Here is a 14,912-nt window from a genome sequence, read left to right on the forward strand (position 1 = left end):
TTTCTGGTTACTGGAGCTGGACACAAAGAAAAGCGGAAAAAGCCGTTTAGGAACGGAGAAGGAAGAGAGAAAGCCTGTAGGGAGGCGTACTATCCTTCCGAAGGGATTCATCACTTCCGGCGCAGTTCCTGGCTTTCGTAGCTGGACACAAAGAAAAGCGGAAAAAGCCATTTAGGAACGGAGAAGGAAGAGAGAAAACCCGTAGGGAGGCGTACTATCCTTCCGAAGGGATTCATCACTTCCGGCGCAGTTCCTGGCTTTTGTAGCTGGACACATAAATCCAAAAAGCAATTCACCACCCCAAAAACAGAAATATGTTTAAAAAAATAGGGACAGGTAAGAAAACTGTAGGGTGCTGTCTTTGGATAGGAACGCAAAAGCAGCATTGGAAACCGAGGAAATTTACTGTAAACCCTTTGCCATTTACAGAGAGTCCTGCATAAACTACTTCGGAACTATTTAAGGAGTGGAAATGATGAAATTCTTTTTGGATACTGCAAACCTGGAGGAAATCAAACTTGCCAATGCACTTGGCGTATTGGCAGGTGTAACGACAGAACCGACGCCGGTAGTCAAGGGAAACGTGTCGTTTCATGATAGGATTCGGGAGATAACCGAAGAGGTGTCTGGTTCTGTCAGCGTAGCGGCAGTTTCCGAACAAGCGGATGAAATGGTGGCAGAAGGCAAAGTGCTTGCTGAAATTGCTCCTGATGTTACTGTAAAGATACCAATGACTTTAGAAGGTCTGAAGGCAGTCAAGGTCCTTTCTGAATTGAATATCAAGACAAACGTGACACTTGTCTTTAATGCGAATCAAGCGCTGCTTGCTGCTCGTGCCGGGGCTACATATGTATCGCCATTCATTGGAAGGCTCGATGATATCGGTCATAGTGGTATGGAACTGATTGGTGTTATAGCGGATATTTTCACTCGTCACAAAATCCAGACAGAAATCATTGCGGCTTCCATCGGGCATCCGATGCATATAACAGAAGCTGCCCAGCAGGGAGCGCATATCGCTATCGTTTCTTTTGATGTCCTGAGCAAATTGGTGGAGCATCCGCTGACAGATGCTGGTGTCAAAAGATTTCTTGCAGACTGGAACAGTTGTATATAGTATAATTATGGTAAAATAGAGGAAACTAACGTTGCTGTTATCCTAAATGTGAGGAGTTCCTTATGCAGAAAATACTTGTAGAGGGCGGAAACCTTCTTAGAGGAAGAGTAAAAATCAGCGGAGCGAAAAACAGTGCAGTAGCATTGCTGCCTGCTGCTATACTGGCTGAATCTCCGGTATCAATAGAAGGGCTGCCCGAAATTTCAGATGTTGAGACGTTAAGTCACTTGCTTGAAGAAATCGGCGGCAAAGTATCCAATACCGATCACGGTCTTACGATCGATCCATCTGCCATGACGTCCATGCCTCTTCCGAACGGAAAAGTGAAGAAACTCCGGGCTTCCTATTATTTCATGGGTGCGATGCTCGGACGATTCAAGCAGGCAGTCATTGGTTTACCTGGCGGCTGCTATCTAGGCCCTCGACCTATCGATCAGCATATCAAGGGCTTTGAAGCATTGGGAGCGAAGGTGACGAATGAGCAAGGTGCAATCTACCTGCGGGCGGATGAATTGCGTGGAGCACGTATTTATTTGGATGTGGTGAGTGTTGGTGCAACAATCAATATCATGCTTGCCGCGGTGCGAGCGAAGGGTAAGACAGTGATTGAGAACGCAGCAAAGGAACCGGAGATAGTCGATGTAGCCACCCTTTTGACCAGTATGGGCGCGAAAATCAAAGGTGCCGGTACCGATGTGATTCGCATCGAAGGTGTGGATCATCTCCACGGATGCCGCCATACGATCATCCCTGATCGGATCGAGGCGGGAACTTATATCATCCTGGCTGCTTCCCAAGGGGAAGAAGTGGTCATTGATAATGTCATACCTGAGCATTTGGAGTCCTTGCTGGCTAAACTGCGGGAGATGGGTGTAGAGATCGCAGAAGGTGAGGAACAGCTGACCGTTCGGCCTGGGGCAAAGCTGAACAGTGTGGACGTGAAGACACTTGTGTATCCTGGTTTCCCGACTGATTTGCAGCAGCCTTTTACAGCTCTTTTGACCAAGGCGCACGGAACTGGTGTCATAACGGATACCATTTATCAAGCCCGCTTCAAGCACATCGATGAACTGCGCCGGATGAATGCACAGGTCAAAGTGGAGGGAGGAGCCTCCATCGTAAGTGGTGCTGTGCAGCTGGAAGGAGCAAAAGTGAAAGCTAGCGATCTTCGAGCCGGGGCAGCACTGATCATTGCTGCATTGATGGCCGATGGTGTGACTGAGATCACTGGTGTGGAGCATATTGATCGTGGCTATGAGCATATTACGGATAAACTGCATGCACTCGGTGCCAACATCTGGCGGGAGGAAATGAGTGAACAAGAAGTCGAACAATTTCAGAATTCTTGATTACACAGAAAACGATAAATCGCAAGGGTAATAAGCGGCAAATATATTCACAGGTGATCTGCTTAAGATATCGAATTTTGTCGTCTAAACTTCATGATGCAGAGACTGGCGCAAGCCAGTCTTTTTGAATACTTCATTCAACTAAAAAATACAGTTGAATATTCAAGTACGAAAATGTATGATTAGATATGCTAAAAAACGCAGCAAGTTTAAAAAAGCTGTATTGTGGTAAAAAATGATAGTTATAATCTTCTATTCTAGTTATACACTACCATCCTTCCTTTTCTTCCAGAGCTATGCGGGGACTATAGGCAAAACCTTGCACCTCTCTCGGTCCAAGATTGAATTAGATTCCACCAGTTTTGAAGCACCAATGAAGGATCATGAATTTATACAGCCAAACAGATAAGGACAAGTCCTTAAATACAATAGGTGTGGTGATTTTGTGGCTGAACTATCCATTTCTCATCTAGAAACATTGACATTGAAAGAATTATACGCGATGGCGCGCGAATACCGTGTTTCCTATTATGCGAAACTGACAAAACGTGAATTGATTTTCGCTATCCTGAAGGCACAGGCGGAAAAGGATGGCTTTCTTTTCATGGACGGTATCCTGGAAATCATCCCATCCGAAGGGTTCGGATTCCTCCGGCCGATCAATTATGCACCGAGTGCGGAAGATATCTATATTAGTGCATCACAAATCAGACGCTTCGATTTACGTAATGGGGATAAAGTTTCCGGCAAGGTCCGTCCGCCGAAAGAGAACGAGCGTTACTACGGTCTGCTGCATGTGGATGCCGTAAATAACGAGGATCCGGAAGTGGCGAAGGAGCGTGTGCATTTCCCTGCACTGACCGCTTTGTATCCGGATAAACAGATGAAACTCGAAACCGAGTCCCGCAAAGTTTCTACACGGATCATCGATTTGATGACACCGGTTGGTTTCGGTCAGCGTGGTTTGATCGTAGCTCCGCCAAAAGCAGGAAAGACGATGCTGCTGAAACAGATCGCCAACAGCATTACAACCAATCATCCGGATGCCAAGCTGATTATCTTGCTTGTGGATGAACGCCCGGAGGAAGTGACGGATATCGAGCGTTCTGTTCACCCGGATGTCGATGTGGTCAGCTCCACATTCGATGAAGTACCAGAAAACCATATCAAGGTTTCCGAACTCGTGCTGGAACGTGCGATGCGCTTGGTAGAACATAAAAAGGATGTCATCGTACTGATGGACAGTATCACGCGCCTTGCCCGAGCGTATAACTTGGTTATTCCGCCAAGCGGACGTACGCTTTCCGGCGGTATCGACCCAGCAGCTTTCCACCGTCCGAAACGATTCTTCGGTGCTGCACGTAATATCGAAGAAGGCGGAAGCTTCACGATTCTCGCAACGGCTCTTGTCGACACGGGGTCCAGGATGGATGATGTCATTTATGAGGAATTCAAAGGAACCGGTAATATGGAACTTCACTTGGATCGTTCCCTTGCCGAAAGACGTATTTTCCCGGCAATCGATATGCTTCGTTCCGGTACACGGAAAGAAGAGCTGCTCGTACCTAAGGGGCAGCTGGATAAGATGTGGGCAATCCGCAAAACCATGCAGGATTCCCAAGACTTCGCCGAACGCTTCCTGCGTCGCCTAAGATCGTCCAAAAACAATGAGGAATTCCTTGCCAACATGGAAGACGAAATGAAGCGAAAAGGCACGAATAAGCGGGTCTGATTACATTGATTTCCTCTTGCATTGGGGTAGGGAGACTGTTATAATCACGTTATGTGAGCTTTCACGACAGTTATCGGTCTCTCACAATAAACTCTGTTTCCAAGGGATTCAGGGCAAAAAGGAGTGCTAACGAATGAAAGAACAAATCCATCCGAAATATAACAAAGTTGTATTTCTAGATACTAGTTCTGACTACAAATTCTTGACTGGTTCTACTCAAACTTCCGACGAAACAATCGAATGGGAAGATGGCAACACTTACCCATTGATTCGTGTGGAAATCAGCTCAGCTTCTCACCCGTTCTACACTGGTAAACAAAAAGCTGACAAAGCTGGCGGCCGCGTAGATCGCTTCAAGAAGAAATACAACTTGAGCTAATAGCTTAAGATATGAAGAAAAAACAGGCAAACACCCTTTGCCTGTTTTTTCTGCTTCTAGCCCTTTTTAAAGCTTACCATTACATGTACACTGATCATCCAGATATACATAAGTGGGATAGATATAGTATGGATAAAGATAGTGTATTGTGGCACTATCTTTTTTATTTGACAAGGAGAAATGACATGGCACAATTATTTTTCAAATATGGCGCAATGAATAGCGGGAAGTCAATCGAAATACTGAAAGTGGCCAATAATTACGAGGAACAAAATAAATCGGTTCTAATATTCACTTCCGGAATCGATACGAGGGATGAAGTCGGCTACGTTTCAAGCCGGGTTGGATTACGTCGAAAAGCTATTCCGATTTTCGAAGAAACCGATATCTTGAAAATCGTAAAAGAACACGAACCGACACCGCATTGTGTACTGATCGATGAAGTACAGTTTATAAGCAAGGAGCATGTACTTCAGCTGGCAGCGATCGTCGATACATTCGGCATTCCTGTCATGGGCTTCGGTCTTAAGAATGATTTCCAGAATGAGTTGTTCGAAGGAAGCCGGTATATGCTCATCTATGCGGATAAAATCGAGGAAATGAAGACGATCTGCTGGTTCTGTGAACGGAAGGCAACAATGAACCTGCGAGTGGATGACCATGGAAAACCGGTATATACAGGAGACCAAATTCAAATCGGCGGCAATGACTCTTATTACCCTGTCTGCCGCAGATGTCATAGCAATCCGCCCCTTTGATCTTTACTCAATTGCCCAAGATCCGGAGAGAGGCTATAATAAAGCAAGGAAAGGGTGTTGTTATGCTAGATCGTTTACAAGCACTAGAAGACCGATATGAGAAACTGAACGAATTACTAAGTGATCCGGATGTGATCAGTGATACGAATAAATTACGCGAATTCTCCAAAGAACAAGCTGGGCTGACAGATGTGGTCCAGGCTTATCGCGAATACAAAGATATCAGCTCACAAGTGGAAGATGCCAAAATGATGCTTGCTGAAGAGAAGGATCCAGAAATCCTGGAAATGGCCAAAGCGGAGATTGCCGAATTGTCACCGCGTCTGCCGGAATTGGAAGAACAGATGCGTATTTTGATGCTGCCGAAGGATCCGAATGATGATAAAAACGTCATCATGGAAATTCGCGGAGCAGCTGGCGGAGATGAAGCAGCGCTTTTCGCAGGCGATTTGTATCGTATGTACAGCAGATTTGCGGAAACACAAGGCTGGAAGACGGAATTGATGGAAGCGACATCGACAGGAGTAGGCGGCTACAAGGAGATCATTTTCATGGTCAACGGCACAAATGCCTATTCCAACCTGAAATTTGAAAACGGTGCCCACCGAGTGCAGCGTGTGCCGGAAACAGAATCCGGCGGTCGAATCCACACCTCCACGGCGACGGTAGTGGTCATGCCGGAAGCGGAAGAAGTCGAAGTGGATATCCACGACAAAGACATCCGCGTTGATACATTCGCTTCGAGCGGTCCAGGCGGACAAAGCGTAAACACGACAATGTCTGCAGTCCGTTTGACGCATATGCCGACCGGAATCGTCGTGTCGATGCAGGATGAGAAATCACAAATCAAGAACAAAGAAAAAGCGATGAAAATCCTGCGTGCCCGTATATATGACAAGTTCCAGCAGGAAGCCCAGGCTGAATATGATGATGCACGCAAATCAGCTGTAGGCACGGGGGACCGTTCCGAGCGTATCCGGACATATAATTTCCCGCAAAATCGCGTGACGGATCATCGAATCGGGCTTACCATTCAGAAGCTGGATCAGATTCTTGAAGGAAAGCTCCATGAAGTTATCGATGCATTGATCATGGAAGAGCAGGCGAGAAAACTTGAGCAAATCGGTGAATAAGCAGCCGACCATAATGGAGGCACTGCAGGAGGCCAGGGCATATTTACAAGCCCATAAGCGTGAAGATAGGGTGGCGGAACTTTTACTCTTATTCCATCTTGGAATCGATAAGACAGCGCTTTTGATGAATATGAGGGAATCCATGGATCCTGTCCTCTATGCTGCTTTCCGAAAAGATGTCGAAGAACACGCCAAAACGGGAATTCCGCTTCAGCACCTGACAGGAGAGGAAGAATTCCTTGGCAGACGCTATTATGTGAATCGGGATGTGCTCATTCCCAGGCCGGAAACCGAAGAGCTGGTTCTGGGTGTGGAAGCAATGATCAAAAAGCATCTTGCCGGACGGGATTTGACCATTGCCGATATCGGGACGGGAAGCGGAATCATCGCCACTTCTTTGAAACTTGCTTTTCCGGAAGCTTCCGTCATTGCCACGGACATTTCCGAACGTGCTTTGCTTATCGCAAAGAGCAACAGCCGTACATTGGGCGCTGACCTTACGTTGAGGCTCGGGAGTTATCTGGAGCCGATCCTGCAGCTTGGCGAACGCGTCAATGTGGTCGTTTCCAATCCCCCTTATATCGATGAGGCGGACAAAGAACATATGACAGACACGGTGAAAAACTTTGATCCGAGTCTTGCTTTGTTTGCAGACGACAATGGACTTGCTGCTTATAAGGAGATCATCGCCGCTTTACCGGAAGTACTCGCTTTTCCGGCAGTTGCAGCCTTTGAAATCGGCTGGCAGCAAGGAAGGGCAGTTCGTGATTTGTTGGTGGAGATGTTCCCCGAGGCAGAAGTGGAAGTGCGACAGGATATCAATGGCAAGGATCGAATGGTATTTGCTTGGATACAAGGATAAAAGGACTGCTTGCAGGTGCGGTCCTTTTTGCATGCTAAAAAAATAGATTCATAGGTTTAAATCAGCACAGCTTGTTCATACTGGTACCATCACACAAAAGGAATGAGGTACCAAATATGAAGAAGCTTTGTTTTTCCCTGACTGCAATCTTTCTATTATTTTTATATATTTTCTATCCGGGAACTGGCACAGAGGCTCAGGTGAGCAATGGTTCCCAAGCAGTGAAAGAAATTCCGGATGAAGCAATTCGTCTGCGGATCCTGGCTAATAGTAATTCCGATGATGATCAAGAGCTGAAGCGTCTGATTCGGGATGAAGTGAATGCACAGATCAACAGCTGGGTGAAGGATATTGCAGATATCGAGGAGGCCCGGGCGCTCATTGAAGAACAGCTTCCAGAAATCAGGAAGACTGTTGCCAGGGTGTTGAATGAAGAAGGGGAAGCCCAAGGGTTCAATGTGGAATACAGTGATAAGATTTCTTTCCCGGCGAAGCTTTATGGTTCTTATCTGTATCCGGCAGGTCAGTATGAAGCTGTATTGATCACTCTGGGGGAAGGAGAAGGCGAAAACTGGTGGTGTGTGCTGTTCCCGCCGCTCTGCTTTTTGGATTTTTCCAGCGGCACGAGTGTAGCGGAGGCGGAGGAAAATGCCGATGCTGAGCCTGTGGAGGTAGCCTCGGATGAGCCACTTGAAGAAGAGAAGCCAAAGGTGAAGTTTTTTCTATTAGAATGGTTCAGCTAAACTCATATCGCATTCCTCCCGTTCATATAATCTATCAACTAGAAATAGACGGGAGGAATTTTTATGCAATTAGTACCGGCTCAAGCATTCGAGCTTTCCGAACTGGATGCTTTTTTCGAAAACAGTCTGCCGCGTTGGAAAATGGAGCAGCAGAAACTCTATGAAGAAGGCTATATCATAGAAACAGAGGAAGGATGGCGAGCTTTTTTCTGTTTGGAACAGCAGGACAAAGCAATCCGAATTCATTCCATGTACGTCAAGCCGCCAGCAAACGGGACCATCATTTTGACTTGCATGGAACTTGCCAGCATGGAAGCGAGGAGGCGTGAAGCGAGCAGTTTGCGGCTGATCAGCCATCATGAAACACTGGATCAGCTGATGGCTTTATATGGTTTTGAAGCGAAGCAAGGCATGTGGGAGAAAACGCTCTGACATTGGGGAATGGTGTTCCTTGTGGTATCATAGCTCTTAGTGATATTTAGCAGAAGGAGCATCTGATCAATATGGAGACGAAGCACTGGACTGTTTCACAGCAGTCTTTCGATACAAACGCGATGCAGGAGGCGGCCGCCCTCCTTGGAAAAGGTGAAGCTGTTGCTTTTCCGACTGAGACCGTTTACGGCCTTGGTGCTGATGCGACAAATGAACAAGCTGTCCGGAAGATATTCGAAGCCAAAGGTCGTCCGTCTGATAATCCGCTTATCGTCCATGTAGCAAATAAAGAACAGCTGAAGGATCTTGTCGACGACGTTCCAGAAGTTGCTTATAAGCTTTTGGAAGCGTTCAGTCCAGGTCCGATTACAATCATTTTGAAGAGTAAAGGCAAAGTGGCGCCGAATGTCAGCGCAGGACTGGATTCCATCGGCATACGCATACCAAGTCACCCGGTCGGCTTGCGCCTTTTGCAAGAAGTGGCTTTGCCGATTGCTGCACCAAGTGCGAATATTTCAGGCAGGCCGAGCCCGACAAAGGCGGAGCATGTGACTCATGATTTGGATGGAAGAATTGCCGGGATCATGGATGGTGGTCCGACTGGTATCGGCTTGGAATCTACAGTGATCGACTGCACGGAAGCAGTGCCGGTCATTCTCCGACCAGGCGGTGTAACAGCCGAAGCAATTCAAGAAGTGATCGGGACGGTGATGGTAGATCCGGGACTAGCTCAAGGGGAGAAGGAGAAACCGAAAGCACCCGGTATGAAATATACACATTATGCGCCCGAAGCTCCGCTGTATCTGGTGGATGAAAATATGCAGCAACATGCGGACAAGCTTACGGAAGCTGGTGAGAAGGTAGGGATCATTGCCACCGAGGAGCTCGCACAAATGCTAAAGTACAAGCAGGTTCAAATCTGTGGGACAAGACAAGATCTTTCGACAGTGGCGGAACATCTGTATGATGCACTCCGACATTTCAAAAAATCGGATGTATCGGTAATACTTTGTGAAAGCTTCGAAAAGACTGGAGTCGGAACAGCTATAATGAATAGGCTGGAAAAGGCCGCGACAGGATGGATTTAAGCGGAAAGGAACGTACCGGGTGGTATCGTTCCTTTTTTATTCCAGCACAATGAGCGAGAGGATGTATTGAGTTTCCGGCAAATACGTGATTTGTACAGTTTGCCCCGTCATATCCTGGTCATATAAGTACTGGAAAGATTCATATTGCTCGTTGCCATCTTTAGACTCGATCCCTATTGTCTGTCCGATATTTTTATAATCTTCCCCATCGGATATATAGGTTACAGTTCCTCTTGCTGTCTCAAATGACTTATTGGCATAATGACCGATATCCATTACATCGGAGGCAGTGAAAGAAAAGCATATTCCCGATCCAAGTGCCACACCTGCACATATGGCTAGCGTCTTCCATTGCCGCTCAAGGCAAGTCTTTATCGATGCCCAAATGCCAAAACAGGTGATGGGCAGTAATACCAAATAAGGTATGAAGATGGTCGAGTAGAGGAAGAGATGAATATTATTCCGATATAGAAAGAAGATTGAGCTTAAAAGATAAAATAACATGATGCTTATCAATGCGGCTATTTTCCAAACCAATCATCATCACCTCCTGTAGTCTATTACGGCTTGACGGCAATAAGGTTCCATTCCCCATGTAAGAAATTCTCTCCTGTTGTATACTACTAGTAGCACCATTTTAGAAGCAAGGAGATATTTGGATGAAACTATTACTTGTTTGTACTGGCAATACGTGCAGAAGCCCGATGGCCGAAGCACTTGTACGGAAACGGCTTCCGCAGGTGGAGGTGCAGTCAGCTGGTATATTCGCTCATGATGGATCACCTGCCTCTCATCAGGCAGTGACAGTCATGCAGGAGGCGGGGGTGCTGTTCAATCACCAATCCAAACCTGCTACGAAAGAACGTGTCGATTGGGCGGATTTGATCCTGACAATGACAGAACAGCATAAGCAGTTATTGCTGGAACAATATCCGCATGCTGCCGGAAAACTGTATACATTGCCCGAATATGCTTCCCAGGAGGCAGCAGCCTCCTGGAAATCGCTGCAGGAAGCTTATGCAGACTTGGAAACGAAGCGAGTGCGGTTCGCCAGCAGTTATCAAGGGGATCCCGATCGTTTCCAGAGTGATTTCATGCAAGCCCATCAGCGGGAGATCCAGCATATCCAGGAGCTGGAGGCAGGTATGCCGGCAGCGGATATCATGGATCCTTTCGGACGTTCCGTAGAAGTTTATCGGAACACGCTGAAGGAATTGGAATTCTATGTTGATAAATTGGCAGAAAAGATTCACAATGAGAAGTAGGTAAAAAGACTCTCATACCAAAATATCAGCATGGATGGTGGATTATGTCATGAAAAGCTTCAGTCTGCGTTTCAAACTGGCGATTTTCGCCACAGTTTTGGCATTGGTGACGTATAGTGTCAGTGCATTATTCATTTACATCGTGCATCCCTTTGTACAGCAATATTGGGATGTTGCTGCACCGGTACTCGTTCTTCTCACGCTTTTTCTAGGTGTTGTGTGGACAGGGATACTTGCGTTTTCGGCAGCACGGTTCATTACGAAACCATTGAAGGATTTGGAAAAGGTTGCAACAAAGGCGGCGGATGGCAGCCTGGACGAAGAATGGGAGGTTGTCCCTTCCAATGATGAGATTGGTGCATTGACACGCGCGTTCCAGAAGATGCTGCATAATCTGAAGTCGGTGATCAGTGACATCGATGCGAATGCAAAAGCAAATGATCAGTATGCCAAACAGATTCAAAACGAGACATTGACTGCTTCTGAAAAAGTAGTCGAGATCGATGAAATCATGCAGACGATGGCCGAGGGAGCCCAGACTACCTCCGGGGCTGTCGGCAGTATTGTACGGTCTCTGGACAACGCTACAGCTTTGTCCGAAGATGTACGGACAAAAGCGGATCAATCACAAGACTTATCCAATGGGATGGTCGGAAAATTACACAGCTCACAGACTGTGGTGATGGATCTGGTGCATGGTATTCAGCGTATTGCCGAGAAACAGGAGCATTCGATCGGGAATGTGAAGCAGCTGGAAAAGAATGCGTCACAAATCGAGCAGATTATCCGCTTTGTCAGTGACATAGCGGAACAAACGAATTTGCTTGCGCTCAATGCTTCCATAGAGGCAGCACGTGCAGGTGAGCAAGGACGGGGCTTTGCGGTCGTGGCGGATGAAGTACGGAAACTTGCCGATGAAAGCAGGCAGGCAGCACAGGACATTTCCGTTAACATTAAGGAAATTCAGCAGAATATTGGACAAGTCGTCACGGAGATCGACGAGCAATTGGCACTTGCGCGAAGTGAAGCAGAAAAAGGCTCCGAAAGCAGTATCGTAATGGAAGAAATGACAGCAGCCATCGCGCAGGTAGTTGCATCGATCCAGGAAATCGGCAAGCTCACCCAGCAGCAGCGGGAAGAGATTGCCTCGGTTACGGATCAGTCCAAAGGCGTCGCGCAACTGGCTGAGCAAGCATCGGCAGGAGCGCAGGAGGTAAGTGCATCCGTGCAGGATCAAGCCTCCGTTATGCATAACCTGGAACAATTATCAGCATCGCTTGAAGAACAGGCAGGCAAACTGAGAGATCAGATGAAACAGTTCCAGCTAACAAAACAAACATCCGTACAACATGCGGAATTCGGAAAGAAGGATGAACAAAATGAAAGTGATTCTGACATCGGACCACGGTGGAGTAAATCTTCGTAAGGAAATTGCAGATCTTCTGACAGAGTTGAATATTGAGTTTGTGGATACAGGCTGTGATTGTGAAGGCTCTGTCGACTATCCTGATTATGGAATCCCGGCAGCGGAGCGAGTTGCAAACGGTGAATTCGATCGCGGTATCCTCATTTGCGGTACAGGTATCGGTATGAGTATTTCGGCAAACAAAGTACCAGGCATCCGGGCAGCGCTCGTACACGATGTGTTCAGTGCCAAAGCAACCCGCGAACACAATGACAGCAACATGCTGGCAATGGGTGAACGAGTAATCGGGCCAGGTTTGGCACGCGAAATTGTTCAAACATGGCTTGGAACGGAATTTACGGCAGGACGTCACCAGAACCGTGTGAACAAAATCACGGAATACGAAAACAAGTAAGAGCGAGGGTGCACATGGAAGCAATCGCGGATCATATCAACATCGTTGTAAGGGAGCTTGCATCATGTGGACATTTACATGAGGGAGACTTGTTCCTGGTAGGCTGTTCGACAAGTGAGATCGCCGGGGAGCGGATCGGCAGTGCAGGGAATATGGAAATTGCAGAACTGCTTTACCAGCAGCTGGAATGGCTGAAAAAAGAAACTGGCATAAATCTCGTATTTCAGTGCTGTGAACACTTAAATCGTGCTATTGTAGTAGAGAAGCATATCAGTCGGCAATACGGTTTGACCGAAGTTTCCGCGAAACCTGTTGCAAGAGCCGGTGGCAGCATGGCCGCTTGCGCCTATGAGCGGTTCGAGAACCCAGTATTGGTCGAGGCTATCCGGGCAGATTCCGGAATTGATATCGGGGAGACGATGATCGGGATGCATCTGAAGCCTGTGGCAGTCCCATTCCGTCTGAAACAGCGCTATATTGGCGGTGCCCGGATCAATACAGCCTATACAAGACCTAAACTGATCGGCGGCGTAAGAGCAGTGTACCCTGACTGACATCGGCTACGACATACATCAACAATACACGAGGAGGCATGTTTCGATGAAACATATTCAAGCGAATGATCCAGAACTATTCAAGGCTATTGAAGACGAAAGAGGACGCCAGCATGACAAAATCGAGCTGATCGCATCCGAGAATTTCGTATCTCAAGCTGTCATGGAAGCGCAAGGCTCCGTACTTACGAACAAATATGCGGAAGGCTATCCTGGCCGCAGATACTATGGCGGCTGTGAATATGTTGATGTAGCAGAGAATCTAGCAATTAACCGAGCAAAGGAAATTTTCGGTGCAGAGCATGTCAATGTACAGCCGCACTCCGGTGCACAGGCAAACATGGCTGTTTATTTCGCGTTTTTGGAGCCGGGTGATACGGTTCTTGGGATGAATCTTAGTCATGGCGGTCATTTGACCCACGGCAGTCCAGTGAACTTCAGCGGTAAGCTGTATAACTTCACGGAATATGGTGTGGATCAGGAAACGGAGCAGCTGAACTACGAAGCAGTACGTGCAAAAGCACTTGAAGTGAAACCGAAGCTGATCGTGGCTGGAGCAAGTGCATATCCACGTGAGATTGATTTTGCGAAATTCCGTGAAATCGCTGATGAAGTCGGTGCGTATCTTATGGTCGATATGGCGCATATCGCTGGTCTTGTGGCAACAGGCGTACACCAATCGCCGGTTCCTTATGCAGATGTTGTGACAACAACAACGCATAAAACATTGCGCGGACCACGCGGCGGTATGATCCTGACAAAAGAGAAATACGCGAAACAGATCGATAAAGCTGTCTTCCCGGCAATGCAAGGCGGACCGTTGATGCATGTCATCGCAGCGAAAGCAGTGAGCTTCAAAGAAATCCTGGATAATGATTTCAAAGCTTATGCCCAGCAGATTGTTGATAACGCACAGCGTCTTGCGGAAGGTCTGACGAAAGAAGGCGTCCGTCTCGTATCCGGCGGCACAGACAACCACCTGCTTCTCCTTGATGTGAGCAAGCTAGGCCTTACAGGTAAAGACGCGGAGCATGCATTGGATGAAGTTGGTGTGACAACGAACAAAAACACGATTCCATTCGATAAAGAAGGTCCATTCATCACAAGCGGCGTCCGGATCGGAACAGCAGCAGTCACTACCCGTGGCTTCAAGCTGGAGGAAATGGATGAGCTTTCCGGCATCATTGCTGATACATTGAAGCATCATGATGACGCAGCGAAACTGGAGGAAGTGAAAGGCCGCGTCAAAGCGTTGGCTGATCGTTTCCCGCTTTATAAGTAAAAGAAGAAAGACAGCCGCGTGAGCGGCTGTCTTTTTGTATGAATAGTATTTTGGCTGGAGTAAGACAGAGAGGGCATTTTCTTAACATTTTTCATTCCATTGCTTTTGTCTCTTTTAGACTTCTTCTAAAGAATAACAAGGCAATACCGTAAACTATGATTGTGATTGGTAATAACATCGTCATGAAATCACGGTAGGTTTCCATAGAAACCGAATCATTGAAACGACGATATATTTCCATGACTAACCATCCAATGGGGAAAACAATCGCTGAACAGCTCATTGCTTTATATTGTGTTAATTCGCCGTTAGCACTTTTTGATTCCTTATTTCGTGAAAAGCTGAAGATGATATATATGGCGATAAGATACAATGGAACTATAAGGAATGCGCTCATA

17 protein-coding genes are annotated in these 14,912 nt (G+C 46.9%); 15 read left to right on the top strand and 2 right to left on the bottom strand.

Features of this window, described 5'->3' with window-relative positions; all coding sequences use genetic code 11:
• Positions 1–475: 475 nt before the first annotated feature.
• The 10 genes from fsa to AB1K91_RS12975 all read left to right on the top strand — a co-directional run bounded on the left by fsa (position 476) and on the right by AB1K91_RS12975 (position 9,593).
• A complete protein-coding gene (gene fsa / locus AB1K91_RS12930; RefSeq protein ID WP_413090443.1) occupies positions 476–1,117 on the top strand; it encodes a fructose-6-phosphate aldolase in 642 nt (213 codons plus the stop codon).
• A 62-nt stretch (positions 1,118–1,179) separates the two neighbouring features.
• Entirely contained in the window at positions 1,180–2,466 is a 1,287-nt protein-coding gene (murA, locus tag AB1K91_RS12935; RefSeq protein ID WP_413090316.1) for a UDP-N-acetylglucosamine 1-carboxyvinyltransferase, read from the top strand.
• Positions 2,467–2,911: 445 nt separating this feature from the next.
• Positions 2,912–4,198, top strand: a complete 1,287-nt coding sequence (gene rho, locus AB1K91_RS12940) for a transcription termination factor Rho (protein ID WP_413090318.1) — start codon at positions 2,912–2,914, stop codon at positions 4,196–4,198.
• A 133-nt stretch (positions 4,199–4,331) separates the two neighbouring features.
• Positions 4,332–4,577, top strand: coding sequence for a type B 50S ribosomal protein L31 (locus AB1K91_RS12945; RefSeq protein WP_095214194.1), 246 nt, complete (start codon positions 4,332–4,334; stop codon positions 4,575–4,577).
• A gap of 185 nt (positions 4,578–4,762) precedes the next feature.
• Positions 4,763–5,335 carry a thymidine kinase gene (locus tag AB1K91_RS12950; protein WP_413090320.1) on the top strand — a complete coding sequence of 191 codons (573 nt, stop codon included), beginning with the start codon at positions 4,763–4,765 and terminating at the stop codon, positions 5,333–5,335.
• Between the two features lie 62 nt (positions 5,336–5,397).
• Positions 5,398–6,468: a peptide chain release factor 1 gene (prfA, locus tag AB1K91_RS12955; RefSeq protein WP_413090321.1), complete on the top strand. Its 1,071-nt coding sequence runs from the start codon at positions 5,398–5,400 to the stop codon at positions 6,466–6,468.
• On the top strand, positions 6,449–7,330 hold the full coding sequence (prmC, locus tag AB1K91_RS12960) for a peptide chain release factor N(5)-glutamine methyltransferase (RefSeq protein ID WP_413090323.1): 882 nt from the start codon (positions 6,449–6,451) through the stop codon (positions 7,328–7,330). Before prfA ends, prmC begins: the two co-directional genes overlap by 20 nt.
• 116 nt (positions 7,331–7,446) lie before the next feature.
• On the top strand, positions 7,447–8,073 hold the full coding sequence (gene spoIIR / locus AB1K91_RS12965; protein WP_413090325.1) for a stage II sporulation protein R: 627 nt from the start codon (positions 7,447–7,449) through the stop codon (positions 8,071–8,073).
• 63 nt (positions 8,074–8,136) lie between these two features.
• The gene (locus AB1K91_RS12970; protein ID WP_413090326.1) at positions 8,137–8,505 is read left to right on the top strand and encodes a hypothetical protein; all 369 of its coding nucleotides are present in this window, start codon (positions 8,137–8,139) and stop codon (positions 8,503–8,505) included.
• Positions 8,506–8,576: 71 nt separating this feature from the next.
• Positions 8,577–9,593, top strand: a complete 1,017-nt coding sequence (locus AB1K91_RS12975; RefSeq protein WP_413090328.1) for an L-threonylcarbamoyladenylate synthase — start codon at positions 8,577–8,579, stop codon at positions 9,591–9,593.
• A 36-nt stretch (positions 9,594–9,629) separates the two neighbouring features.
• On the opposite strand, the gene AB1K91_RS12980 is transcribed toward AB1K91_RS12975, so the two are convergent.
• On the bottom strand, positions 9,630–10,130 hold the full coding sequence (locus AB1K91_RS12980) for a hypothetical protein (RefSeq protein ID WP_413090330.1): 501 nt from the start codon (positions 10,128–10,130) through the stop codon (positions 9,630–9,632).
• A 122-nt stretch (positions 10,131–10,252) separates the two neighbouring features.
• On the opposite strand from AB1K91_RS12980, the gene AB1K91_RS12985 reads away from it, so the two are divergent.
• The 5 genes from AB1K91_RS12985 to glyA are packed head-to-tail and all read left to right on the top strand — an operon-like array spanning position 10,253 to position 14,514.
• Positions 10,253–10,858 (top strand): low molecular weight protein arginine phosphatase, encoded by a 606-nt coding sequence (locus AB1K91_RS12985; RefSeq protein ID WP_413090332.1) that lies wholly within the window; start codon positions 10,253–10,255, stop codon positions 10,856–10,858.
• Between the two features lie 49 nt (positions 10,859–10,907).
• Positions 10,908–12,284 (top strand): methyl-accepting chemotaxis protein, encoded by a 1,377-nt coding sequence (locus AB1K91_RS12990; RefSeq protein ID WP_413090334.1) that lies wholly within the window; start codon positions 10,908–10,910, stop codon positions 12,282–12,284.
• Positions 12,238–12,678, top strand: a complete 441-nt coding sequence (gene rpiB, locus AB1K91_RS12995; RefSeq protein ID WP_093725119.1) for a ribose 5-phosphate isomerase B — start codon at positions 12,238–12,240, stop codon at positions 12,676–12,678. Before AB1K91_RS12990 ends, rpiB begins: the two co-directional genes overlap by 47 nt.
• A 14-nt stretch (positions 12,679–12,692) precedes the next feature.
• The gene (locus tag AB1K91_RS13000) at positions 12,693–13,232 is read left to right on the top strand and encodes a TIGR01440 family protein (protein WP_413090336.1); all 540 of its coding nucleotides are present in this window, start codon (positions 12,693–12,695) and stop codon (positions 13,230–13,232) included.
• A gap of 46 nt (positions 13,233–13,278) precedes the next feature.
• Positions 13,279–14,514 (top strand): serine hydroxymethyltransferase, encoded by a 1,236-nt coding sequence (glyA, locus tag AB1K91_RS13005; RefSeq protein ID WP_413090338.1) that lies wholly within the window; start codon positions 13,279–13,281, stop codon positions 14,512–14,514.
• A gap of 91 nt (positions 14,515–14,605) precedes the next feature.
• Here the strand turns inward: glyA and AB1K91_RS13010 are convergent, their stop codons facing one another.
• The gene (locus AB1K91_RS13010; RefSeq protein WP_413090340.1) at positions 14,606–14,911 is read right to left on the bottom strand and encodes a hypothetical protein; all 306 of its coding nucleotides are present in this window, start codon (positions 14,909–14,911) and stop codon (positions 14,606–14,608) included.
• Position 14,912: the final 1 nt, after the last annotated feature.

The sequence above is a fragment of the Terribacillus jepli genome (assembly GCF_047228925.1).
Taxonomy (GTDB): Bacteria; Bacillota; Bacilli; order Bacillales; family Amphibacillaceae; genus Terribacillus.

Coding starts and splice junctions, on each gene's coding strand:
- fsa (WP_413090443.1), top strand. CDS start 476: ATGAAATTCTTTTTGGATACTGCAAACCTGGAGGAAATCAAACTTGCC.
- AB1K91_RS12970 (WP_413090326.1), top strand. CDS start 8,137: ATGCAATTAGTACCGGCTCAAGCATTCGAGCTTTCCGAACTGGATGCT.
- AB1K91_RS12985 (WP_413090332.1), top strand. CDS start 10,253: ATGAAACTATTACTTGTTTGTACTGGCAATACGTGCAGAAGCCCGATG.
- glyA (WP_413090338.1), top strand. CDS start 13,279: ATGAAACATATTCAAGCGAATGATCCAGAACTATTCAAGGCTATTGAA.
- murA (WP_413090316.1), top strand. CDS start 1,180: ATGCAGAAAATACTTGTAGAGGGCGGAAACCTTCTTAGAGGAAGAGTA.
- AB1K91_RS12990 (WP_413090334.1), top strand. CDS start 10,908: ATGAAAAGCTTCAGTCTGCGTTTCAAACTGGCGATTTTCGCCACAGTT.
- AB1K91_RS13000 (WP_413090336.1), top strand. CDS start 12,693: ATGGAAGCAATCGCGGATCATATCAACATCGTTGTAAGGGAGCTTGCA.
- AB1K91_RS12945 (WP_095214194.1), top strand. CDS start 4,332: ATGAAAGAACAAATCCATCCGAAATATAACAAAGTTGTATTTCTAGAT.
- AB1K91_RS12950 (WP_413090320.1), top strand. CDS start 4,763: ATGGCACAATTATTTTTCAAATATGGCGCAATGAATAGCGGGAAGTCA.
- rpiB (WP_093725119.1), top strand. CDS start 12,238: ATGAAAGTGATTCTGACATCGGACCACGGTGGAGTAAATCTTCGTAAG.
- spoIIR (WP_413090325.1), top strand. CDS start 7,447: ATGAAGAAGCTTTGTTTTTCCCTGACTGCAATCTTTCTATTATTTTTA.
- AB1K91_RS13010 (WP_413090340.1), bottom strand. CDS start 14,911: ATGAGCGCATTCCTTATAGTTCCATTGTATCTTATCGCCATATATATC.
- prfA (WP_413090321.1), top strand. CDS start 5,398: ATGCTAGATCGTTTACAAGCACTAGAAGACCGATATGAGAAACTGAAC.
- AB1K91_RS12975 (WP_413090328.1), top strand. CDS start 8,577: ATGGAGACGAAGCACTGGACTGTTTCACAGCAGTCTTTCGATACAAAC.